The organism is Actinoplanes sp. NPDC051475, assembly GCF_040689425.1.
In the GTDB taxonomy this organism is placed as follows: domain Bacteria; phylum Actinomycetota; class Actinomycetes; order Mycobacteriales; family Micromonosporaceae; genus Actinoplanes.
In genome coordinates, this window is record NZ_JBFAZZ010000002.1 from 442,025 (window position 1) to 464,718 (window position 22,694).

Annotated in this window: 15 protein-coding genes and 1 pseudogene; 7 read left to right on the plus strand and 9 right to left on the minus strand. The window is 65.4% G+C overall.

Annotation, left to right across the window (positions count from 1 at the left end; all coding sequences use genetic code 11):
• From dpdG to dpdD, 6 genes are read left to right on the plus strand one after another with little or no spacing between them, the layout of a single operon-like run.
• Complete coding sequence (gene dpdG, locus AB0368_RS06505; RefSeq protein ID WP_366152746.1) at positions 1-957, plus strand: protein DpdG; 957 nt, start codon at positions 1-3, stop codon at positions 955-957.
• Positions 954-3,869, plus strand: a complete 2,916-nt coding sequence (locus AB0368_RS06510) for an ATP-binding protein (protein ID WP_366152747.1) — start codon at positions 954-956, stop codon at positions 3,867-3,869. Before dpdG ends, AB0368_RS06510 begins: the two co-directional genes overlap by 4 nt.
• On the plus strand, positions 3,866-4,630 hold the full coding sequence (locus AB0368_RS06515; RefSeq protein ID WP_366152748.1) for a hypothetical protein: 765 nt from the start codon (positions 3,866-3,868) through the stop codon (positions 4,628-4,630). Before AB0368_RS06510 ends, AB0368_RS06515 begins: the two co-directional genes overlap by 4 nt.
• Positions 4,624-9,117, plus strand: coding sequence for a protein DpdJ (gene dpdJ / locus AB0368_RS06520; protein WP_366152749.1), 4,494 nt, complete (start codon positions 4,624-4,626; stop codon positions 9,115-9,117). The genes AB0368_RS06515 and dpdJ overlap by 7 nt, the downstream gene beginning before the upstream one ends.
• Entirely contained in the window at positions 9,114-9,653 is a 540-nt protein-coding gene (gene dpdK / locus AB0368_RS06525) for a phospholipase D-like domain-containing protein DpdK (RefSeq protein WP_366152750.1), read from the plus strand. The genes dpdJ and dpdK overlap by 4 nt, the downstream gene beginning before the upstream one ends.
• Complete coding sequence (dpdD, locus tag AB0368_RS06530; RefSeq protein ID WP_366152751.1) at positions 9,650-11,896, plus strand: protein DpdD; 2,247 nt, start codon at positions 9,650-9,652, stop codon at positions 11,894-11,896. The genes dpdK and dpdD overlap by 4 nt, the downstream gene beginning before the upstream one ends.
• A gap of 45 nt (positions 11,897-11,941) precedes the next feature.
• On the opposite strand, the gene dbpB (AB0368_RS06535) is transcribed toward dpdD, so the two are convergent.
• From dbpB (AB0368_RS06535) to queC, 8 genes and pseudogenes are all read right to left on the minus strand, one after another.
• Positions 11,942-13,087, minus strand: coding sequence for a DGQHR domain-containing protein DpdB (dbpB, locus tag AB0368_RS06535; RefSeq protein WP_366152752.1), 1,146 nt, complete (start codon positions 13,085-13,087; stop codon positions 11,942-11,944).
• The gene (dpdA, locus tag AB0368_RS06540) at positions 13,084-14,322 is read right to left on the minus strand and encodes a tRNA-guanine transglycosylase DpdA (RefSeq protein WP_366152753.1); all 1,239 of its coding nucleotides are present in this window, start codon (positions 14,320-14,322) and stop codon (positions 13,084-13,086) included. The genes dbpB (AB0368_RS06535) and dpdA overlap by 4 nt, the downstream gene beginning before the upstream one ends.
• Entirely contained in the window at positions 14,319-15,464 is a 1,146-nt protein-coding gene (gene dbpB, locus AB0368_RS06545) for a DGQHR domain-containing protein DpdB (protein ID WP_366152754.1), read from the minus strand. The genes dpdA and dbpB (AB0368_RS06545) overlap by 4 nt, the downstream gene beginning before the upstream one ends.
• Entirely contained in the window at positions 15,464-16,420 is a 957-nt protein-coding gene (locus AB0368_RS06550) for a hypothetical protein (protein WP_366152755.1), read from the minus strand. Before AB0368_RS06550 ends, dbpB (AB0368_RS06545) begins: the two co-directional genes overlap by 1 nt.
• Positions 16,413-17,255 carry a GTP cyclohydrolase FolE2 gene (gene folE2, locus AB0368_RS06555; RefSeq protein WP_366152756.1) on the minus strand — a complete coding sequence of 281 codons (843 nt, stop codon included), beginning with the start codon at positions 17,253-17,255 and terminating at the stop codon, positions 16,413-16,415. The genes AB0368_RS06550 and folE2 overlap by 8 nt, the downstream gene beginning before the upstream one ends.
• On the minus strand, positions 17,252-17,608 hold the full coding sequence (gene queD / locus AB0368_RS06560) for a 6-carboxytetrahydropterin synthase QueD (protein ID WP_366152757.1): 357 nt from the start codon (positions 17,606-17,608) through the stop codon (positions 17,252-17,254). Before queD ends, folE2 begins: the two co-directional genes overlap by 4 nt.
• The gene (gene queE, locus AB0368_RS06565; RefSeq protein WP_366152758.1) at positions 17,608-18,246 is read right to left on the minus strand and encodes a 7-carboxy-7-deazaguanine synthase; all 639 of its coding nucleotides are present in this window, start codon (positions 18,244-18,246) and stop codon (positions 17,608-17,610) included. The genes queD and queE overlap by 1 nt, the downstream gene beginning before the upstream one ends.
• Before the next feature lie 7 nt (positions 18,247-18,253).
• A pseudogene (queC, locus tag AB0368_RS06570) lies at positions 18,254-18,955 on the minus strand (7-cyano-7-deazaguanine synthase QueC); the annotation flags it as partial.
• 622 nt (positions 18,956-19,577) lie between these two features.
• Here queC and AB0368_RS06575 point away from each other — a divergent pair.
• Positions 19,578-20,621, plus strand: a complete 1,044-nt coding sequence (locus tag AB0368_RS06575; protein ID WP_366152759.1) for a hypothetical protein — start codon at positions 19,578-19,580, stop codon at positions 20,619-20,621.
• Positions 20,622-20,783: 162 nt separating this feature from the next.
• Here AB0368_RS06575 and AB0368_RS06580 read toward each other — a convergent pair whose 3' ends face one another.
• Positions 20,784-22,175, minus strand: coding sequence for an ISNCY family transposase (locus AB0368_RS06580; RefSeq protein ID WP_366152760.1), 1,392 nt, complete (start codon positions 22,173-22,175; stop codon positions 20,784-20,786).
• Positions 22,176-22,694: the final 519 nt, after the last annotated feature.

Genomic DNA, 22,694 nt, shown 5'->3' on the forward strand with positions numbered 1-22,694 from the left:
ATGCCGCTGCTCAATCCGCCTGACATCTTGCCCGAGGCGATGCGCTACCTCATGCGAGCCGTCATCGCCCATCGAGGAAACCGGTGCCCGAAGACGGATCTGCTGACCCTGGTGGCTCCTGAAGGTCTCGTCGAAGCGATGCGACCCGTGGACAGTGACCGGGACGACGACCCCGACGCGGACAACACAGCGGAGAGCGGCCGGATCATCGCCGACAGGTCTCTCGCGGCATTGATCTCCCTTGGGTTCGTCGCACAGCAAGACGCCCACGTGGCGGCGAACGAGGTCGCCCAAAGCCTCTGGGCCAGCGCTGACGCGGTTACCCCGGCGTCGTTCAGTCGCGCCATGAGGTCGCAAATCTGGCGCATCGCCGCAACCGACCAGGAGAATGCCACCGCTCATGTCGGAGACCTTGTTAGAGCGTTAGGGGTCCTGTTTGCTGCGCGCGAGCCACTTCGGCCCTTCGAGTTTGAGACCGGGGTAGGCCGCCACTTCGCCGAAGCGCAGGCGGCTGAGTTCGGGCCCCTCAAGAAGGACTGGCCGGTGACCAACTCTACCCAGTTCCTGCCCCTGTGCCGGTGGGCACCCTACCTTGGACTCGCCCAGCCGCTCAGCCCTCGGTCACTCGTCGCCGACGCCAGCACGGCGCTCCGGCAGGAGTTGGCCCACCTGCCCCCCCAACGATTCCGGGCAGCCGACTTCGTGGCGCAATGCGCCGAACACTTGCCGCTCAGCGACGGCGGGCCCTGGTCACGGTGGAAGAGCGACGACAGTCAAGAGCTCTCACCTGGGGTGTCGATGTCGTTGCGACAACTAGAAGCCGCCGGGCACGTCGCGTTCCCACCGTCGGAGAGCGACACCGACACACTCCTGGTGACGTTGGGCCTGCACGCGGAGTCCATTCGAATCTCGCACATCGATTGGCATCCGCAAGGCTCGGCGAAGGAGCGGCCATGACGGCTACCTCGATTCCCCCCTGCTGGTCCAACGCCGAGATCCAGGTCGCGGCGCAAGTGGACGTCGGCGGACTTGAGTTCGGAGATCCTCCCGCTGATGCAGTCTTCAACGCCGTCCATCAAACGGTTCCCCTAGCCCGACTCGCGAAGGGAGGCGTGCGCGAACCAGTAACCGAGCGGGAGGTCCTCGCAGACCTGTGCCAGCCGCTGGTTTCGAACGAGCCCCTGATCCGGTTCATCACGGGAATCGTCGGCCGAGGGAAGAGCCACTTCGTCCGCTGGCTGCGTGTTCACACGCCGCCTCGAAACGACTGGCACATCGTTTACATCGAGAAGCGAAACACGTCGCTGAGGCGCATCATCGAGCAGGTGATCGAAGGCATAGACGCGCCGTCGGCGGCCAGTCTGCGGGCCAGCTTGGCGAGTGCCGCGTCACGCGTGACCACTGTGCCGGAGGCGATGCTCGCGCTGCTCAATCACCTCCACCGCCTGGTCGAGTTCGACGACGCCCCCCTCATCCAGAATCTCTCCGGTGCCGACCTCGCCGACATCCGGGGACTCGTAGCGCGACTCGTAGGCGACTACACCTTCAAGCAACAACTCTCGCGGCCGGGCGGACCGATCGAGCGCATTGCGAAACTTGCCAAGGACGGCCACCAACCCGGCAGCGACGTCAACGCCGAAGACCTTCACCTCAGCGAAGCTGACCTCAGGGTCGACCCCGAGGAATTCCTCGACGCGGGCGTGGACATCCAGCGCAAGATCCGCGATTTTGCCGCCAACCGTAGCCTGCGCGCCGCGGCAGCGGCGGTCTTGGACTACTACCTCCCACGAGCCACAGCGGAGGTCTTCACGGGCACCTCCACCGATCTTCTGCAGGTCTTCGAAGACGTTCGCGGCGAACTGGCCCGCCGCCACCAACAGTTGGTCCTCTTCGTCGAAGATCTGGTCCTGCTGCACGGCATCGAGGCGCAACTTGCCCAAGCCTTGACAATTCCGGCGCGTCGTGACCTCTGCCGAATTCGAGCCGTCATCGCCGTCACCACAGGCTACTTAGACGACCGCTATGCCACGTTCGCCGAGCGAGGTGTGCATTACACGATGGACGTGGATCGTGCGGCGGTGGACATCGGTGACCTGCGTTCGTTTGTTGGCAGGTACCTCAACGCTGGCAGGGTCGGCCGCCACAAACTCGCAGCGGCGGCGAACGCAGGCGCGCGGACGCCGAACCAGTGCACCGATTGCGTGTACCGGGACCGCTGTCACCCGGCGTTCGGGGTGACACGGGAGGGCCATGGGTTGTTTCCCTTCAACGCCGCCGCGGTCGACCACCTGGTCGCCCTGGCCAGCCCACGGAGTTTCGACCCCCGGAACATCCTCCGCACGGTGATCCGCGAACCGCTTGCCGTCGCCGAGGCTGAACTGTCCACGCCCGGGCTGTTCCCGTCGGCACGGTTCGGGGCTAGCCTCGCACCCACCCGCATGTCCGTGCCCGTCGAGTTGCGGGACGCCATCGCCCGACAGTCAAACAGTGCGCAGGCCGAGATCAGCCTCCGCGCCTTCTACGCGACGAACCCGCCAGCCGCCGACGAGGGGCTACAGCCCATCGCCGAGATGTTCGGCGTCGCACTGACAGAATTGGCCGACGACCATAGCAGCGCCCCACCCATCGCGGAGCCGACCCCGACGGGACCAGCCCCGGCATCCGAGATCGACAAGTGGGTTGCTGGTGGCCGGTTGGCCGCGCCCACCGCCCAGAAGATCCGCCGTTGGATTCTCGACGCGCTTGCGGCCCGCCTCCTGACCGGTCCTCACGGGTTGAGCGTCAAGCGCGCCGCCAGCAACATTCTGGTCGGACCGGTGACCATCAAGCCGGGCCACGTGGTCGTGGAGAACGCTGGCGGCGGTGGCAGTACACCACCGGACAGTCTTACGATCGAGTTTCGGAGCAACGATCGCGACGGCGTCCTCTTGAAGGGCGTGCTTGCAGCCACTTCCGGCGACCTCCTAGGGCCGAACGGCGGACGCTGGTTCTTCGAGATCCAACAACGGCTGACCAAGCTCGAAGCCGAAGTCGTCGAGGTGGCCGGGCAATCAGCGAAGCCGGACGTCGCGTCGGCGCTCGCCGTCCTCGGCGTACTGAGTTCGGTTGACGGCAGGCGGCCAAATTCACCGGCGAGCGCCCTGGCCGTCATGATTCGGCCGAAGCGTCCCGCGGGCACGAACCCGAAGATCGTGAGGTTCCTCGACGCGGTCGAGCCATACCGGATCAAAGCGCTGACCGTGATCCGGGATAGCCTCACTCAGCGCAAGGGGTACGGCGCCTCGTCAATCTTCGACGCCGGCGCCGTCCTTCCATTCCTCGTGCCGAGCGTTCAGGAAACTGAGTTGCGCGCCGATCTCCGAAACTATGCGAGCCTGCACCTCAATCTGCGCGGTTTTCATGACAAGCAACTCTCAGCGGCGCAGGACATGTGGGCGCCGGTCCGCGATCTCGTTGTAAAGATCAACGGCTTTGTCGCCGAGGAAGAGGACTTGGCGGCCACCGTAGCGATCATGGACAGCTTCGCTACACAGGCGCACCGTGGGTCCGCACTGACCCGACAGGACGCCAAAGAAGCGTACGACCGGCTGCGGCCAGGGATCACCAGCGAGCGGCTCAGCGAGCTGCGGGGTCTTACTCGAGCCTGCCGGTCCACGCCCGACGCCAGCACCCTATGGGAGCTAGCTTTCGATCCCGTCCTCATGCTCACAGACATGCTCCAGTACTGGCGCCTCTGTGATCAACTCTTGCGGTCGCTCCGCAATCCGGCGGAGAGCACCAGCGGGCTACCGGACAGCTACAACCGGGCCAGGCTCCAAAAAGCTCTGAGGGATCTTGCGAACACGCTGGAAGGATTGGCCAAGCGATGACCGAGTCACTCCACGCCGCGGCCGGTTCGAGCTACGGCTCAATCGCAGACCGCGCCAACCAAGCCCTCCTGGCCCTAGCCGACCAAGCCGATCGGAAGAAGACCGAGGTAGAACTCAACACGATCTCCACAGCGTGCAACAGGGCTGAAGCGCTGACAGCACGTCTCGCACATTGCAGCGACAGCGCCGCGGAGCTTGCGGTCCGTGGGGTGGCCTACCCCAGACCGTCAGTGCCGCCGCAGGCGATCAAGTCGATCCCAAACCTTCGCCGAGTTGCAACCCTGGCTACCGACCCAAGTCAGGACCTGACAGAGAGGCTGCGTACCGGGGCGGTTCAGGAATCCCTCAAGTGGGCGGAATCCACGGCTAAGCTTCTCGAGCAATCATTGCAAAAGGCCGGCAACGCCGAACGGGAACGCCTGCAGCCCGAGGGTCTCAATCAGCCAATCGCCGCGATGCCAGGTAGCGAGTCGTTACAGGTACGCATTTCTCGGATCCGCTCGGCGTTGTCGCGACCCTTCACCGGGCCGATTGACGAGCTTCCGGCCGCCATCGATGGCTGGCGGCAGCACGCGTCGAACTGGGAAGACATTCAAGACGAGCTGAGCCGGCGCCTCGCCGACCTACCGCCCGAGATCAAGGCATTCATCGAGGCCGCCGCCAGCGAAGGCGGTGCGCCATGGCGCATGGTGACCACAGCCGTCCGGGAATGGCTCGACACCAACGCACGCGGCGACGGATATAAGGTCCGCAAGTGGTAGCCGATCCCGCCAAGACCCTCCTGTCCGTCCTCGACACCTTGGAGGACATCGAGGCGCGCCACCTGGTCTGGGGCTTGACGGAGGAGAGTTGGTCGCAGGACCGGCTGATAGAGGCCATCGGCGCTGCAGCGCCGGCCGACGATCCTCGCGACGTCCTCGAACAGTTGCTGCAACACAACCTGGTGTTCGAGCTGGATCGGCGGTGGCCGAAGGAGTACCGCACCCGCATGGCGGAAACCATGCGGCTGATGGCGCACCTGCGCCAACTCTTCCCCGGCCGTCCCTGGCAGGGCGCCCCCAGTCTGGTCGCCGACTTCCGCTTCCGGCATGAGCCAAGGTTGTTCCCCGAGCGCAACCTGGACACCGATGCCGTCGCGGCGCGTTTGACCGGCACCCAATTGTCCGACGCCCAGGTCGAAACCGCACGACAGATCCTCAACGGGCCACCCGACGAGCACGGATTACACAAACCCCGGAAGCTGTCTGAATTCCAGCTCAAGTCCACCATCGAGGTGTTCGCCGCGATGGCGGGTCGCGACCGCGGCGTGGTCGTGAGCGCGGGCACCGGGAGCGGCAAGACCCTTGCGTTCTACCTCCCTGCTCTCGCCCATCTCGCGACCCGGCCGGCGTCCACGCGTGGCGTCGGAGTCGTCGCGATCTACCCACGTAACGAACTACTCAAGGATCAGCTCGCCTCGGCGCTCGACGAGACCCGCCGTCTGCGCGCAGCAGGCGGCCGGCAAATCCGCATCGGCGCCTACTTCGGCAACAGCCCGAAGGGGAGCTTCGAACGCATACCCCACCGGACATGGCGTCGAGCAGCAAAGGGCTGGGCCTGCCCATTCCTCACCTGCCCCGCAGTGCGAGGCAAAGACCGCTGCGGCGGCGAACTGGTTTGGCTATTCGCCGACTACGACACCGCTCCGCGACCACACGAGCGGCTGACCTGCACCACGTGCGGCGGCGTCGTCGCCGACAACGAGGTCGTCCTGACCCGCAACTCCATGCAGCAGCGGCCACCCGACCTGCTGTTCACCACGACCGAGATGCTCAACCGCTCCCTCAGCGACGGCTGGAGCATGCACGTCTTCGGGGTCGGGCCGAGTGCGCAGAACAAGCCCAAGCTGGTCCTGCTCGACGAAGTACACACCTACGAGGGCACGAATGGCGCCCAGGTCGCCTACCTACTCAGACGGTGGCGACGTTTGCTCAATCGGCCGACCACCTGGGTCGGCCTGAGCGCGACGCTGGCGAACGCGGACCGGTTCTTCGAGGACCTGTGCGGCCTCGATGAGGGCACGGTGGTCACGGTCGAACCCGACCAAGATCACCTGGAGCCACGCGGACGCGAATATCAGGTGGTCCTGCGAGGTGACCCTGCCCAGCAGACCGCCTTGTTGTCCACCACGATTCAATCGCTCATGCTGCTGCGCCGAGCCTTGGACCCGCAGCCGACGCCACTGGGCGCCTATGGCAGCCGCGTGTTCGCGTTTTGCGACAACCTCGACTCCGTCAACCGGCTCTACCGGCAGATGCTCTCCGCCGAGGGACTCACAGAGAGAGGGCACCCTCGACGCAACGGTGTCGCCCTGGCTGCACTGCGCATGATGCGGCCTGTGCACGGCTTGGGTCCGGTTACCGACTGGGACCGGCGAGACGGCGACGGCCAGCACTGGTGGATGCCCGAACTGCTCGGCTTCGACGGCCAGGGCCTGAGGATCGGTCGAACGTCGTCGCAAGACACCGGGGTGCGCGCAGACTCTGACATCGTCGTGACCACGTCTTCGCTCGAGGTGGGGTTCGACGACCCTACAGTCGGGGCAGTCCTGCAACACAAGGCCCCGCGAGATGTCGCCTCATTTCTGCAGCGGCGAGGACGGGCTGGTCGAACCCAAACGCAGCGGCCGTGGACGGTCGTGGTGTTGTCGGACTTCGGACGCGACCGCACGGCCTACCAGGACTACGAAACGCTGCTCGCTCCAGACCTGCCGGAAAAGCGTCTGCCCATGGGCAATCAGTCCGTGCGCAAGATGCAAGCGGCCATGTGTCTGATCGACTGGGTCGCGTACCGGCTGGACGTGGCGGCCAGACCCAGATCTAGCGGGCGCAGCGCACGCCAGGTTTTCATCCAGCCCGATGCCAGAAGCTCGGAACTTCGCGACGAGGTGGCCAAGGTGCTCACCCAGGTCATGAACGGCGGTCCTGAACGTCAGGACCTGATGACCTTCGTCGCGGCCTCGCTGCAGTTGAGCCCCGATGAGCTCGAAGCCGTGTGCTGGGAGCAGCCCCGGTCACTAATGCTTGATGCAGTCCCCACCGCTCGACGCCGGCTCGTAAGCCGATGGGCCGCATACGTGGACGGCGAGGTAATTCCTGAGCGGGAAGAGTGGGTAAACGACTCGCCCCTGCCGGAATTCATCCCCAAGGCGCTGTTCAGCGACCTGTGCCTACCTGAAGTGGCCATTGATCCGCCCCCCGGCTACGACCAAGCGGCCAACGAGTCGATCGCCGTCCACATGGCGCTCAACGAACTGGCGCCTGGCAAAGTAACCATGCGGTGGGCCGTCGACCGGGGCCTCGGACTGTGGATCGAACCGGCCGACGACGGCGCCCCGATCGCCCTCGAAGACGGACTTGCCCGCGACGCTCTCGTCATCGGTGAAGTGCCCGGCGACGATGGGGCCCTCTCACTGGTGCGCCCCCTCATCACCGCGCCGCAAGTTCCGAAGCCCGAGGTGCAGCCATCGTCGAACGGTCGCCTGCACTGGCAGGTGCGCTGGCAACGACCCAACGACGGCCTGGAACTCGTCCGGCCCCGCTCCGGCCCGCTCGTCGCCAACATCGTCTCCGTACGGGCTTACCTACATACCGCCCGAGGCGCTCTGCAGTCCTGGCGGTATGGCACGCACACATCGGCCAACGTGGTGCGGCGGGGCGGCGGCCGCCAGCAACTGATCAACGGTTTCACCTGGCACGGTCAGCCGGCGGCCGTCGGATACGACGCCACCGTTGACGCACAGGTAGTCGCGATCATCGTGCCCCAGACGCTGGCATCGTTTGGGCTTCACCGCTCGCCACAACGGCTGCGCCAACTTCGCCGAGACTTCTTCGTCGACCAACTCCGCGAGCGGCTACACGCCTTGGGAGTTGATCCGTTCCTGTCCCGCAACCTCGCAGACTCCATCGTCGCGGCGGCCGCCGCGGCCATACGCGACTCCAGCGACCCGGCCCAGCTGTCAACGTTGGCACCGGCCCAGTGGCGGAACTTGGTCTCGGGTCTGCTGCACGATGGCGTCATCGGACTGGACGACGACTCGGACGATGACGACCATGCAACGGATCATGACCTTGGCCCACGCCAGCGCCAACTACTCGACGCGCTGACCGATGGGCCTATCGCGCAGGCGATCACCGAAACCGCCGTCCTGCTCACAGCCGAACCTGACGACGGTTGGGTGCCATGGCTGCGAACCCGCTTCGTCCAGACCATGGCCGCCGCCTGGCAGGCCGCCGCCCAGGAACTCTGTCCAGACTTCGACGCCGACCTCGACAGCGTCATTGACGTCGACCCGATCGGCGACGGGCACACCGCGACCTTCGTGCTCAGTGACGCCATGATCGGCGGGGGCGGCATGATCGAAGCCCTGACCTCCCGCATCAGCGACGACCCGCGACAGTTCGACTACCTCGTCGTCGCCGCGCTGCAGCCATCAGATCTGGAGGAGGTCGACAGGTCGCTGCGCCACACGTTGGCGTTGCTCACCACGGAATCCGAGATCGCCAATGCCGCGCAGCGGTTCCGCACCGCGGCTGATGATCGGCTCAACGCCTGGCAGCATCTGGTTGGAACTCTCCTCAACCACGGCGTGAGCCCTGCGCACGTGACTGTCACCACCTTGGCCAGCCGCGTGTTCCGAGCGAGGTCCGGGCCAGAATCCGACAATCTCATACGAAAATGCCTCGCAGTATGGGAGGACATCGAGGTCCACGCCGGCTTCGCGATCGATCACCGCAGCATCTGCATGGCGCTTTCAGCGGATCCCGACATCCTGGCTACGCTCGTCAAGGCGGTTCCTGAAGGCGCGGGCGAAGGTGAGAGGTGGGCGCAGTCGGTACTACAAGGACTGTTGTGGCCGACCGCCGAGGGCCGCCGGGCACAATCTCTCGTAGCATCGAACCGCTTCGTCACCGAGGCCCCGATGACTGAACGGACACTCGTGCTGGATGCTCTGCCCGACCCGATCGACGAAGTCGATGTTGACGATGCTGATTGGATCCGCCAACTGACCGACCGCGTCGCGGCATCGGGACGGTGCCAGTTGATTTCCGGCAGAAATGACCGTACCCGCATCAAGCAGGCAATTCAGCACCTCGTCACGAACCCGGTCGACTTGGGCTGGCTGCATGTGCACCCCCACGTAGAAGCCGCTTCACGCCGCGACGGGAGGTTAGCCGTGGACGTGTCGCTGGAGGAGGCGCCGCAATGAGCACTCGTTACATCCACCGACTAGCGGCTCGTCCACATCGGCTCATCAGCGAAGCCCTTCAGGGCTTGCTGGTCAGTGAGCTCCTGGCGCCGGGACGTCGGCTGCTGATCGCCTCACCCTGGATCACTGACGTGCCGTTGTTGGACAACCGGGGCGGTCGTTTCAATGTCCTGGACAACGTATGGGGTGCCCGGGTCGTCCGGCTGTCGGCGATCTTGCGCACCCTCCTCGCCCAGCAGACAAGCGTCTACCTCCATTGCGGCCCGGGCGGGGCCGAGACACGTTTTGTCGAGCGCCTTCAAGACGTTGCTCGACGTGACGGAACCGAGGCTCTGTTCCATCCGCGCCAATCGGTTCATCCACCGGGCACTGTGCTGGACCACGAGAAGGCGATCGGTGGCGATGACTGGATCATCCACGGATCCATGAACCTCACGTACCGCGGAGTGGAGATGAATGGGGAGTTGGTGACGGTGTCTACCGACCCGGTGCACGTCGCAAGCGTTACCACCGAACTGATGAGCCTGTTCGCATGAGCGAACCAGCAGTCGCGCCGACTGTGCTGCAACGGTGGGCCTCGTTTCGCGCCACGTTCTTCGGGCCGCCCAATTCGCTACGCCCTGGCAGCGGGATAGTCCCGCTTGACGAGGTCTTAGCGACCGCCGACGCCCTCATCTCCGAGGACCCGCCGAAGCCGGTGGTGCTGCCGGCCGTCATCGACGGAAGCACGCATTACTTTGCGATGGCATTCACCTCGGACCAGTCCCGTACGCTGCGGGAACTGCTACAGTCGCACGTCGGTAGGACCTGGACCGATTTCGACGGCCGAAGCCTGGCCGGCCACAATGGCAGCGACCCACTGGAGCAGGCCGCGGTCACGTTCACAGGTGACAGCCGTTGCGTCTATCGATTCCGCGTCGGCAACCAAGCCCGCAATTGCGTGCGCGAATCGGTGCATACCCTGCTGGCGTCGTTCAGGTCGGCGCCGCGACGGCAGGCACGCATCGCCTTGCCCATCGGACGCCTGATCGGCGACCTGACCGATGCCTGCGCCGCGCGAGCCGAACACGCTGCTCACGCCGCCTACGGGCTCCTAGCCGCGGATCATCGGCTGTCACAGGCAAACCGGCTCTTCCTGCAGATCCAACTGCTCGCCGCGTTCGAACGCTGGGATCAGCTCGAGCAACATCCCGAACTGGACACCCTGCTGCGGCTCCCGCGCCCGATCCTGGCATCCGACGCGCTCGCTCGTCTCGCGACGTCGATGCTGCCGGATCCGACGGATCTCGCGGCGTTCGCCCCGATCGCCACCCGCTTCAACGCCCTCATCGACTCGGTGTCCGCAATTCGCTCGATCGCTGGCGCACGTTACTACACCTTGTGGGCGCTTGCCGCCAACGAGGCGCCCGACCAGCTGCGGCAGCGCCTCGCCGAGGCTGGATGGATCAACGATCCCGGCATCACGGCCATGCTCGGCGCCACGCCGAGCGCCGCCCACCCGTCGGCCGAAGAGACCGCCGACACCGTAGTAAACCTGCGCGATCGCGCCAAGCAAGCCATCGAGGCCGGGCGCTTCGACTCCGCCATCGACCTGCTGACCAAGCTTCCCACCGACCGCATCGACCTCCCAGCCGTCGTGCAGGCGACAACCCACACCTTCACCGCCAAGGCCATCGCGCTACTCGAGCGCCACCGTGCCGAACACGGCGAGGACGCCATCCGTGGCGCGCTGAGCCCATGGCGTCCCGACCGCCAACTCGAGTCAGCCGTGCTACCCGACAAGCTGGTCAGTCTGTTCTCCGCTTCGACAAGCCCTCATCGGTTGCCCGACCTACGGGCGTCCGTCGAACGCACCGGCGTCGCCGAGTTGCGGGCCCCCGGAGGCACTGACGCCGCGTGCCAGGCGATCCTGGATGCAATGGACGGCGCGGGGCCTGGACGACTGTCCCCTGGGGTCGATGTCTGCATTGACCTGGTCCGCGACCTCAAGACCAGCACCGCGCCGGTCGATGACATCCGCAACCTCAGCCATCGGGTGTTGGAGCTATGGGCCTACCACGACAGCAGCGGCGACCGGCATCGCGCGGGCCGAATCGTGCAAATCGTCGGTGATCTGGTCGAATTGGGCCTCAGCGTGCAGGTCTACGACGAGGTTGTCGAGCTCATCCGGGCTGGCTGGGACCCGTTTCTCACCAACGCCGATCTCCCGACCGGCCTGGACTTGCTCGAACAACTCCTCGCTCACCGCCCCGAGGCCACCAACAGTCTCGACAGGTTCGCCGTCCCGATGCTGTCGCGGATCGGCCCGCACAACGCCGCGCGAGTGCCTTCGGCGACGCTCGCCGTGGCGGTGGACCTGGCCCCGCTATTCGGGCTTGCCATCGCGGTGCCCTCGCCGTCGGCTACCGTCCTCGAGCAGGAACCGTCCGTACGTCCCGGTACCCGGGTTGCCCTGTACTCGCTGCAAGAGCAGGCTCTGGACCGTGCCGCACGTATTCTGCGCGAACGCCACCCTGGCCTCCACGTGGTCGTCTGCGCCGATCACGTGGCGACCGACGCGCTGCGCTCCGCGGCACGGTCGGCAGACGTGTTCATTGTGATGGACCGCGCCGCAGCCCATGCCGCGACCGCTGCTCTCAAGGCGGAGCGGTCGGGAAGGCCGATCCGGTATGCCATGGGCAAAGGTTCGACGTCCATGATCGAAGCAGCCGAGGCATGGTTTCGCGACCAGCATGGATCAGCCGCCGACGGACTATCCGCCGCCGACCCCTCCGAGTAGTTGCGCGCCACCGCCAAGTCCTGCCGACATCACATCGGCGCCTGGCTACCTGTTCCTGTATCGGACCTGCAGAAAGTCCGCGACGCGCTTGATGTCTCGGGGCGTGTTCTGGATGTCGTTCCACCTGCGGATGACGCCGTCGCTGAAGGTCCATTCACCGTCGGTCCAGTGGCAGTCGTCGGCGATGGACTTCAGGTCTGCGGTGTACTCCTCGACCTCCACGATGCCGTCGCCTTGATCGCGGACGTGGGTGATGGCGTCCATCATGTAACCCATGCTGATGATGCCCGCGCCGTGCATGAGCCGAGACTTGCGAGGCGGCTTGTTCCAGGCGTCGGGGAAAACGGCTGCGACGGCGGTCCAGAAGTTAAACAGGGCGGTCAGCATATAGCCAGTGTTGGGCAGCGCCTCGTCGTTGCGGAACCGGTAGAGGGCTCCGTCGCTCAGGCTGGTCTCCAGCATTCTGAGCACGGAGTTGTCCTTGATGACGCCCGACGGATTGGTCGGCGTTTGGATCATGCGGTTGAGTGGCGACCGATCGTTGAAGTTCAGCCCTTCCAGCAACGTGGCCGGCAGTTGCCGCACCCGCAGAGGGGTAGGTAGTGCTCCCGAGGCTCCCGGCAGCAGCTCGTGGATGAGCCCCTTCGGCAGTGACTTGGTGGAGTTGACCAGGATGAACTGCGATCGCTGGTCGGCGGTTTCGTTCGTGATGAACGCGCTGATGCTCACCGGGAAGGCATCGACGTTGGCGTCACGGATGGCGGCGCTGCGCTGCTGGCCGTCAACGATGAAGCCTGGGCGATCGAGATCAGCTCCGTCGACGACGGGAATGATCAGGGTTCCGGTGCGTACGTAGTCGGGGCTGTCGGAGGCCGACGGGGCGGCCTCGAAGCGCACTCGTTCGTCGAACGCGATGACGATGGCATTGGGCAGCAGCGGGCTCGCGTCCGATTCGATGTACTTTCGGATCGCGGCAACATGAGCGAGGACCTCGGGCCGCTGGTAGCCGTGCAGGAGTGCGTCCTCATCCCGCCGCACCCGTGACACCGTGGCGATCTCGGGAACGAGCTTGCCGTCCATGGCGAAGGTGTAGAGGCGGCGTCCGCGACCTTGCTGAATCTCCAGGGCCGGCAGGCGCAACTCCCTCGTGGTGCTGGTGGGAGCGGCCGCCTTGGTCCGGGTGTGAGTCACGCGGTTGTCCTTCCTCGTTGTGCGCGGAGCCGTTGTTCGAACACGTACAGGTTGTGGAAGCCCCGCCGCTTGTTGCGCTCTGAACCTCTGAAGATCACGATCTCGATACCCACCTCGGTGCACAGATCGCACGGACAGTCGCGCCACGGGCGGGCGGCCAATGTCGCACGGTACTGCTCCCGACGATCGGACTTACCGTCCCATAGCTCGCTGTAGTGGCCCAGGGCGTCCAAGGCCTGGTCAATGTCGACCTCTTCGGCGTCGTATTCACGCAAGCGAGTGAGGGCTTCCCTCTCACGTTTCATGGCCTCGCCCTGGCTGATCTCACCGGAACGGATCCGGGCCTTGAGCTTGGCGTTGCCGTCCACCTGGGGGACGCGCAGGGCGACGTGAGTGCGGGTGGGGGTGTAGTAGTTGTCGCGGTCGTCCTTGAATGCCTGGCGAAACGGTGAGGTGCTGTCGAAGCTGGTGACGCCGTAGCTGGCAAAAGTGGGCACGTCGTCGACGCGGCTCACGCCGAGCAGGTGGAGTTCGGTCCCCGGTTCGAGCACGTCGTCGATCGCTCGTAGGCACTCGAGGATCTCGCGGGTTTTGAGCGGCACCATGCCGCCCAGGGCGATCCGGGTGTAGCCGATCTTCTGCAGTTCCACGATCGCATCGGCGTAGGACTGCGGGCTCCAGCCCTGCGCGACGCCGACCGGTGTGAATCCCACACCACGGGCGTTGCATCGCTCCCAGAACTCATCGGCCAGTCTAAGGGTGATCTCCTGACGGCGCGCCCACTCGGCTGCTCGGGGATCGTCACGGGACGTGGCCGGCTCGTACTGGAAGATCACGTGGTCGACGGCGATGCCATAGTTGAAGCCGCACCCGTCGTAGAAGTCGATGACTTCGTTGACGGTGTACGGCGGGTGTTCCTCGGCGACATAGGAGAAGGCGCCGCAGTCGCCCATGATCTCCAACGGGGTGTGACCGTTGTCGAGCCGGAAGAACTTCGCGGCTCCTTCGCGGTAGAGACGGTGTCGTTGTGCTCCGGTGTACTTGCCGGCTGCGCCGCTGGCCAGCCCGTCCACGATGGCCTTGGATACCAGAAGTCCGTCGAACGGGGCCTGGGTGAGGACTTCGTGGGCGTACAGGTCGTCGCGCTGCCGTACCCGGAACGCGTTGCGCTCCTCGGTCGCGAAGTGGAAGCTTGGGTCGATCTGGTCCTGGCTGTCGGGGAAGAAGAATTTCATCGTTGCTCCGCCTGGGCGTTGCGGTGCACCCGGATGAGGTAGTTGGACAGTGCTTGGATGTCGCGGGGGGTGTTCTCGACTTCGTTCCACCGCATGTTGAGGTCCTCCCAAGTCCCGGACGTCCATCGGCAGTGCGGGGCGATCAGCGTCAGGTGTTCACGGATCAGCCTCGGGGCGTCGGGTCCGCGGGGGTCGACGATGCCCAGCACTCGGTCCATCAGCCGTCCCATGGCGCGTATGCCTGCGCCGTGCATCAGCCGGCTCTTGGTCGCTGGTTTGCCCCAGGCTTCGGGGAAGGTGTCGCGTACGGCGCCCCAGAAGGTGTAGAGGGCGTGGATTATGCCGTCGAAGTCGGTCTCGTTGCGGCCGACGTCGCGGTACGGGAACAGGCAGCCGGAGGACGTGGTGAGGCTGTCCTTGATCAGCTCCACGAACCCGGTGTCGGTGATGACCGCAAGTGCCGTCTGTGACTTGTCGGTCGAAGCTCGTTTCAGCATGCCGCGAAGGGGTGAGCGCTCGTCGGTGTTGATGACGTCGCACAACTCCGACGGCGCTCGACGGATGGCCAGGCGCGGTGGCAGGGGGCTGTCTACGGCGGGGAGTAGTTCCGTGACCAGACCGCGGGGCAGCGGCCGGGTGTTGTTGATGCGCAGGAACTGGTCGCGTTGGACCTTGACGGTGTCGGCGACGAACGCAGTGACCGGGACTGGGAAGTCCCTGCGACGCATGCGGGACAGCGCCAGTGCCCGTTGCTGCCCGTCGACGATCCAGGCCGGTTTGGGTCGCCCGTTCTCCGCCATAGGGATGGTGAGGGTGCCAGTGATGCCGAGTTCGTCTCCGGGTAGCCGGTCGCCGCGGATCTTCTTGAAGTGCACTCGGGACGACAAGGCCATGATGATCGGGTTGGGAAAGACAGCGGCGTCGGTGTTGAGGTACTCAACGATTTCCTGGATGTGTTTGCGCACCTCAGGCCGTTGGTAGCCGATGAGCTTGCCGGTCTGGTCGCGACTGACGCGGGAGATGTCCCCGACGTTCAGGATCTCCTCTGCCTTGAGGGTGAAGACGTAGAGGGGGTATTCGCTCGTCTGTGCGATGCACAGTGCCCGTCGGACGAGGCTGGTGGGGGGTGCCGAGGCGGGCATCAGCGGCCTGCCGCGGTTGCGGCGATCTCGGCGAACATTTGGCCGAAGCGGCCTTGTTCGCAGGAGCGCCCGGACTGGCGTAGACGCCGCAGCAGGCTTGTGGCGCTGACTCCGGGCTCCTCGACGTGGGCGCCGATGAAGGCCCGGACTTCTTCGTCGGTCATGCGCTGCCCGGCTGCACGTACGGCCCGCGCCGGCGCTGAGACCGTCGATTGTTCGACGCGGGCACGCAGCCGCTGACGGCGCAAGTCTTGATCGTCCTCGGCAGAGGACAGCAGCAGCGCCGCAACACGCGCGTTGAGCGCCAGCAGACTCCCGCCCAGCAGCGGCTGCAGGCGGGCAGTGACCGGCACGATGACGTCCGCAAGCTCTGTGGTGGCGGGCCCGATCACGGACATCTGCTCGCCGTCGCCAAGCAACTGGGTCGCGGCCATGATGTCGGCTGCGCAGGCCCGCTGGTATGCCTCGGAGAGTACGGCGATGATTGTGGCGTTCGGGTCACGTCGAGCGAGGTCGACAAACGACCGTGGTTCTCCCCTGGCCGGCCCTGGCCACTGCGTCAGCCTGGTCCACCATTCTCTCGCCGAGGTTCTGTCCTCGCCCACGGAGTCGAGTCCTCCGCCGGCGAATGTCGCGGCGTAGGGCTGGATCGGTGTGTGGGCAGCAATGAGTCCGTAGCCGGCTGAGCAGACCCACAACGTGGCGGGTCGAGGGGCGATCTGGAGGGGCAGCGTTCGGGCGATCTGCCAGTGTTCGCCGGCGTAGAGGTCGATGGCCGGACGATCGGGGTCGGTGCTCGTGGACAGCCGCTGCGTCCAGTCCGTGAACCGTCGCCCCGTGGTGTGGCCCCGCAGGTCGGCCATCCTCAGACGGTCAGGCACGACGTCACTTTTTCGATTGCTGCAGGTGACGATGATGTGGACCGGTGACTGGGCGGCGGGATCCAGCTTAGTCATCGCCGGCTTCCGCAACCGTTGCGGCGGCGGCTGTCCACGGGATCTGGGCGTAAGCGGCGTGGTTGTGAATGCTTTCGTCGTTGACCACGCGGACCCGGTAGGCGGCGATGCGCGGGTCGCCGTGCAGCGCTCCAGCCACCGTGCGGATCATGTCTTCGACGAAGACGGGATTGTCGTATCCGGCCATGGTCACGTGCCGCTCGTCGGGCCGCTTGAGCAGTGCGTATACCGGCGAAGAGCCGGCGGATTCGGCGACGTCGATGAGGTCGTCGAACCACAAGCCCGTAGCAGGGGTGCGAGGCTTAGCGTCGATGGTGATCCAGCCGCGTTGATTATGCGCGCCGCGGTCGCTGATGGCCTTGCTGCACGGGCACACGCTGGTGACTGGCACCTTGACCCCCAGGTTCAACTCCTCGCCGAGGTCGTTGGCGGCTGCGGTCAGGGTGCAGGTGTAGTCCATGAATGAGGCGATGCCGGTGACTGGTGCGTGGCGTTCCAGAAAGTACGGGAACGTCAACGTGACACGAGCTGTCGCGCTGCCCATGCGCTGGCGCAGGTCATCAGCCATCAAGGTGACGGCCTGACTGCCGAGTTGATCTCGCCAGGCGTGCAGTACGTCGATGAACCGGCTGAGGTGAGCCCCTTTGACGTGATCGGCCAAGCTGACCGACATGGTCACCGTGGCGACAGTTTCACGCTTGTTGCCCAACGCGTCGGAGATGAGGAGGGGGTAACGCACGCCTTCGACGCCGACCTCGTCGAGAGCGATTCCCCGGGTGTCGGGCAGTCCCTGGACGTCCTGCAGGGTGTCTCGGCTGATCTCACTGATTGTCATGCTTCGCCCCGATAGATGCAGCCCGAGGTGCAGGTCTCACGGACCGCGATCTCCGACAGCGGTAGTTGGTCGATCAATCGGTCCCAGATCCAGCGGGCCAGGTTCTCGCTCGTGGGGTTGTCCAGGCCAGCCACGTCGTTGAGGTAGTAGTGATCCAGTTGGTCGTTCAAGGGGCGGAACGCCTTCTTGATCTCCGCGAAGTCCATGACCATTCCAGTGGTCGGGTCGACGTCGCCGCGAACCTGGACCTGCACCCGGTAGGAGTGGCCGTGAAGCCGGGCGCACTTGTGTCCCTCGGGCACTCGAGGTAGCCGGTGGGCGGCCTCGAAAGTGAACTCGCGGTAGATCTCCATCAGGCGATTCCTAGGTACTTGTGGGTCTGCAGGCTGAGTTGCCACTGCGGGTGAGCGAGACAGTAGGCCACCGCCGCGCGAGTGTTGGACTCCTGGTCCGGGCCGTCCATCGGTTGCAGCCGCATGGAGGTGAACGCCATGTCCTCAAAAAGTTCAGGCGGTGCGTCTGGTTGGGGAAACACGAGTTTGAGCTCGTCGCCAGAGGTCAGGACGAGTTCCGCCCCGGCCTTGGGGCTCACGCAGATCCAGTCGAGGCCCGCTGGTGCTGGACGGGTGCCGTTGGTCTCGACAGCTACTTCGAAGCCTTCGGCATGTAGCGCCATGACGGCCGCGTGGTCGAGTTGCAGCAACGGTTCGCCGCCGGTGCACACCACGTATGGCCGACTGCGAGAGTGCGGGAGTCCCTGCCATGCCTTGGCAACGGCCGCTGCCAGGTCCGCGGCGGTGGCGAAGCGGCCGCCACCGGGGCCGTCGGTGCCGACGAAATCTGTGTCACAGAATTGGCAGATCGCGCGGTGCCGATCAGTCTCTCGTCCGGTCCAGAGATTGCATGAGGCGAACCTGCAGAAGACCGCGGGGCGGCCGGCATAAGTGCCCTCACCCTGCAGGGTGTAGAAAATTTCCTTCACCTTGTACATGCGGCTGTCAGCCTCGTGTAGCGCTCAGAGCCGGATCGGTCATCCCCAGCTCCGCGAAGCCGCGGTTGCGGAGCAGGCACGAGTCACAGGTGCCGCATGCCTTACCGTCAACCGGGTCGTAGCAGCTGTGGGTGAGTGAGTAGTCCACGCCCAACTCGAGCCCGCGCCGAATGGTGTCCGCCTTGCTCAGCTGAATCAGTGGAGTATGGATTTTCAACCGCTGACGACCCTCCACGCCCGCTTTGGTGGCAAGGTTCGCCATCGCCTCGTATGCCTGGATGTACTCCGGGCGGCAGTCTGGGTAGCCGCTGTAATCCAAGGCGCTGACGCCGATGAACACATCCGAGGCATCCAGCGTCTCGGCCCACGCCAGCGCGAACGACAAGAAGATCGTGTTGCGGGCGGGCACGTAGGTGACCGGGATGTTCGGGACCAGCTCATCCGCGCTGTCGTGATGAGGCACCGCGATACTGTCGTCGGTCAGCGCAGACCCCCCGAAGACGCGAAGGTCGATGTCGGCTACGACATGCCGCACTGCCCCCAAGGCGCCAGCGACTCGATCGGCAGCTTGCAACTCCACTGTGTGGCGCTGTCCGTACCGAAAGCTCAGCGCGTAGGGCGCGTACCCCTCGTGCCGGGCGATCGCCAGCACCGTCGCAGAGTCCAATCCCCCGCTCAGCAGGACTACCGCCTTGCGCTGCGCCATGTTGCGACCCCCGACCTTCCACTCTTCGAAACTGCAGTTCGGAGTCGAACCACATACGTGTAGTTTCCGCCGCCTACGTTACCGAACTAATGGCAATTGATCGAGTCCGCACGCCGAGGGGCATCCAAACCGCCTGGATGTCTACGCGGAGCGACGTATCGACCACAGACGGCTAGCCATCAGCGGAACCGGGACCGGGCGTGCAAAGTGGAGAAACTGCTAATGGCCACTCGAGCATGAAGGCGTAGTTCCGGTCGGAGCCATGCGATCGCGCTGGTCATGACGATGCTGCTAGCGGCAGAGGCCGTCCAAGGAGAAGCTGCGACTGACTCCCCGTCCGCACCGAGCCGGCCAACCGTTGATGCACCTGGCAGGCCTCCACCAATGAGGCGAGGCGAGGATTCCTCGCTTGGCAGCAGCAACCACGCTTGGATGCGAGGTGCTAGCAGGCTCGAGTCGCTGTGGCGGTTGTTGCCGCGGGAGCCACAACGGTGAGCAGCGACGCGGAGCCGACCGCATCGATCGCGACAACGCTCCGGCCACGTCTTACGCAGCGACCAGCGGTGCACCGCAGGATTCGACCAGGACCGTACATCGCGACTGCTCATCCACTAGCGTCTGACCGGTGGTGCGGGAAAGTGGATTGCGTGGATACCTTCTTGAAGAGGCCCTGGCCTGGCTGATGCGGCACAGCGGCTACGAGTTGCTCGTTGCTGCCGAGCAGGACCCGGACGAACTCGTGTCCCACGGTGGTGACCTACGGGTTCGCGGTCGAGGGACCAGCCACCAGGTCGACGTGCTGGGTGAGTTCGCGTTCACCCCGGCGTTCTCCCTGCCCGTCCGGCTCTTCCTGGAGGCCAAGTTCTACAGGACCAAATGCAAACTTCAGGTAGTCCGAAACGCCCACGGCACCCTCGCCGACGTGAACCAGAACTTCGTGGCCCGGCCCGGATCGCGCCCACGCCGCCGGTTCCAGTACTGCTACGCCCTCTTCTCCGCCAACGGCTTCTCCGCCGAGGCGGAGGCATACGCGCTCGCCCATCAAATATCTCTGATTGATCTCTCCATCCCCGGCTTCGCGTGGCTGCTGAAAGTCGTGGCCGACGGCGCCCGGCGTCTCCACGCCGCCGCAACCCTGCACGGCGTCACCACGTTCCCAGTCGGCGTGATGCGCTCACGGCTGCGCCTGCTGCTTGGGACCGCATCGACACCACCGCCCCTTCAACCAGAGGTCCAGCCGCCTCAGTTCGCGCAAGACTTTGATGCGAGCATCGATGGGTTTGTAGCTCGGCTGCAACAACATGCCGACGCTGAACTGCTACTCGGATTCCCGCCAGCCCCGTTCGTTCTGCCCCTCGCCATCGAGCACCGCGACACCTTCATCAGTTACGCCCTCGCCCATCCCTCGCACTCCGTATTGCTGAAGCCCGCGCGGAGCATGAGTGCCGAATGGGAAGCGCGGCCAACCGGGGAGCCCGACCGCTATCGGCTCACGTTCAGCCTGCCTCGAGGCATCGAGACCTGGATCATGGAGAACGAGGACCGCAGACGCGGACGTGTTCGCTCGGTCAAGAACAACTTTCTTTCCACGATCACGGTCTACTACGAGTACGACAGCGACTTGCGCGTCTGTCACCTCCGCTATCAGCCCGGAGAGTTGGCCCGTTGAGCCCCAAAGGCTCAGGGCCCTGGTATCTCGGCAACCTCCTCCCAACTGGCGACCACCGGGAACGCAGCCGCTAGCTACTTCGACCTGAAGAAGTAGTGGCGGCCGTGCTGGGTGGATTCGGGTGGTGGGGTCCAGAGGCGCGACGGTGCCTTGCGGTGGTGGTTATCCGCTGAGGGCGCTGATCTTGGTGAGGTTGTGAGCGAAGACGCCGTGTCCGCACCAGATCCGGGCGCCGGTGAGCCCGTCGAGCATGGTGCGGTCCCAGCCGGATCGGCGTTTGAGGTGGGCGATGCGGCCTTCGCATCCGGTGCGCCATTTCACCAGGTCACGGAAGGGCCGGCGGTGTTCGGTAGCGCGGCGGGCCGGGCCTGGTGACCCCTTTCGGGGGATCGCGACGGTGCGGACGCCGAGTTCATGCAGCGCGGCCTCGACGCGGGCTTCACCGTAGCCGCGGTCGGCGGTCACGGCGCGAGGTGGCCGGCCGGCCCGGCGGGTGATGCGGGCGATCGCCGGGGCGAGTTGCGGCGCGTCGGCGGGGTTACCTGCCTCGATGGTGTGGTCGACGATCACGCCGTCGTCGTTATCGACGACCTGGGCTTTGTAGCCGAACTCGGTGGGGTGCCCGAGCCGGCCTCGGCGGATCGGCCTGGCGTCGGGGTCGTGCAGACTGACCACGCGAGTGGCGGAATCGGGCATGACCCCCGCCAGCCGCGACCGGGTCTGGGCGATCACGGTGGTAGTGCACTGCAGTGTGATGGCGAGTTCGTTGACGGCGCGGCGCAGCTGCCCGGCGCGGCGACCGGTGGTCTTCGCCAAGGCCCGCCGGGCGTTGCGCAGCACCGGGATGGCGTCACGGGCGGCTTGCGCGGCCAGGTCAGCCAACTCGCCGGTGATCCGGAGCACGGCCGCCTGGTTCTCTTCGCGGTTCTGCGCCTGACGTAGCCGCAGCCGGGAATTGATCTGCCGGGCCCGGCGACCGGCCGCTCTGGTGCGGTCACGCCACGGGGTGCGCGCAGCCGCACCAGCCGTCTTGATCCGGCCGATCTGCCGGTTCATGGCGCCGATCGCCTTCGCCAGCAGGCCGGAGTCGGTCGGGCGTTGCACATCGGCCGCCACCACAGTGGTGTCAGCGCGGACCCGTCCGGTGCGCAGCACCTTGTCTTCGGCCGCCTTGGCCAGCAACGCCTCGTTGAGTTGATCGATCACTTCGCTACCGCACCGAGTTGTGATCTTCATCAGGGTGCTCGGATGCGGAACCCGTCCGTCGATCCCGATCCGGCAGAACAACCGCCACCCGATCGAGTTGGTCACCTCCGCGCACAGCGATTCATAACCCAGCCGGTAACGGACCTTCAAGGACATCAGCCGCAGATACGTCTCCACCGGGATCGACAGCCGCCCGAACCTCGCGTCGAAGTAAGCCCGGAACGGAGCGAAGAACCGCTCGTCATCCAGCAAGGCATCCACCCGGGCCAGCTCCGCCGGCATCCGAAGAACCTCGGGCGGCAAGACCGACTCCCACAACGTCAGCTGGTCATTGCGTGTGCGCAGCATCCGGGCACCAATCCCTTACAGGGCAGCGATTCCCGTCGATTCTCCCAGGTCAGTCCGACCACAGGCAGCAGCCACGCCGATTGATACGACCTCCCCGGATCCCGCCAGTTGATCTTAGTTTTTCAGGTCAAAGTAGCTAGCCACCAGTGCCGGAGTCGAGGCCATCAATCGAAACGCGTACAGCTTCCGATCGTCCCGAGATAAGGCAGCGGCGGTGGCCCGCGACCCCACCTACCGGGCGTGCGCGGCCAGCGGCTTCGGCACCACGCCAATCCGCCGCCGCTTCCGGCCTGGTTGACGATCTATTCCCGACTCGAGCGTTCTCGGCACCAGTCCATACCGGCTCCTTGAGGACATCAGCACTCGGGCGGAAGCCGGCGCGTCGACAACTGGCGACTTGGCGTATATAGACGTTTTTCGATGATCGTGACGAGGCTCACGCTCTGTTACCGGCCGGACAGTGATAGGTCCGTCTACACCGAGTGATGTCACGGCCAGAGAAGGCCCAACCGCTGTGAC

Bases quoted from the DNA above. Each gene is read 5' to 3' on its own strand.
- dpdG (WP_366152746.1), top strand. From the start codon at position 1: ATGCCGCTGCTCAATCCGCCTGACATCTTGCCCGAGGCGATGCGCTAC.
- AB0368_RS06510 (WP_366152747.1), top strand. From the start codon at position 954: ATGACGGCTACCTCGATTCCCCCCTGCTGGTCCAACGCCGAGATCCAG.
- AB0368_RS06515 (WP_366152748.1), top strand. From the start codon at position 3,866: ATGACCGAGTCACTCCACGCCGCGGCCGGTTCGAGCTACGGCTCAATC.
- dpdK (WP_366152750.1), top strand. From the start codon at position 9,114: ATGAGCACTCGTTACATCCACCGACTAGCGGCTCGTCCACATCGGCTC.
- dpdD (WP_366152751.1), top strand. From the start codon at position 9,650: ATGAGCGAACCAGCAGTCGCGCCGACTGTGCTGCAACGGTGGGCCTCG.
- dpdA (WP_366152753.1), bottom strand. From the start codon at position 14,322: ATGAAATTCTTCTTCCCCGACAGCCAGGACCAGATCGACCCAAGCTTC.
- dbpB (WP_366152754.1), bottom strand. From the start codon at position 15,464: ATGCCCGCCTCGGCACCCCCCACCAGCCTCGTCCGACGGGCACTGTGC.
- AB0368_RS06550 (WP_366152755.1), bottom strand. From the start codon at position 16,420: ATGACTAAGCTGGATCCCGCCGCCCAGTCACCGGTCCACATCATCGTC.
- folE2 (WP_366152756.1), bottom strand. From the start codon at position 17,255: ATGACAATCAGTGAGATCAGCCGAGACACCCTGCAGGACGTCCAGGGA.
- queD (WP_366152757.1), bottom strand. From the start codon at position 17,608: ATGGAGATCTACCGCGAGTTCACTTTCGAGGCCGCCCACCGGCTACCT.
- queE (WP_366152758.1), bottom strand. From the start codon at position 18,246: ATGTACAAGGTGAAGGAAATTTTCTACACCCTGCAGGGTGAGGGCACT.
- AB0368_RS06580 (WP_366152760.1), bottom strand. From the start codon at position 22,175: ATGCTGCGCACACGCAATGACCAGCTGACGTTGTGGGAGTCGGTCTTG.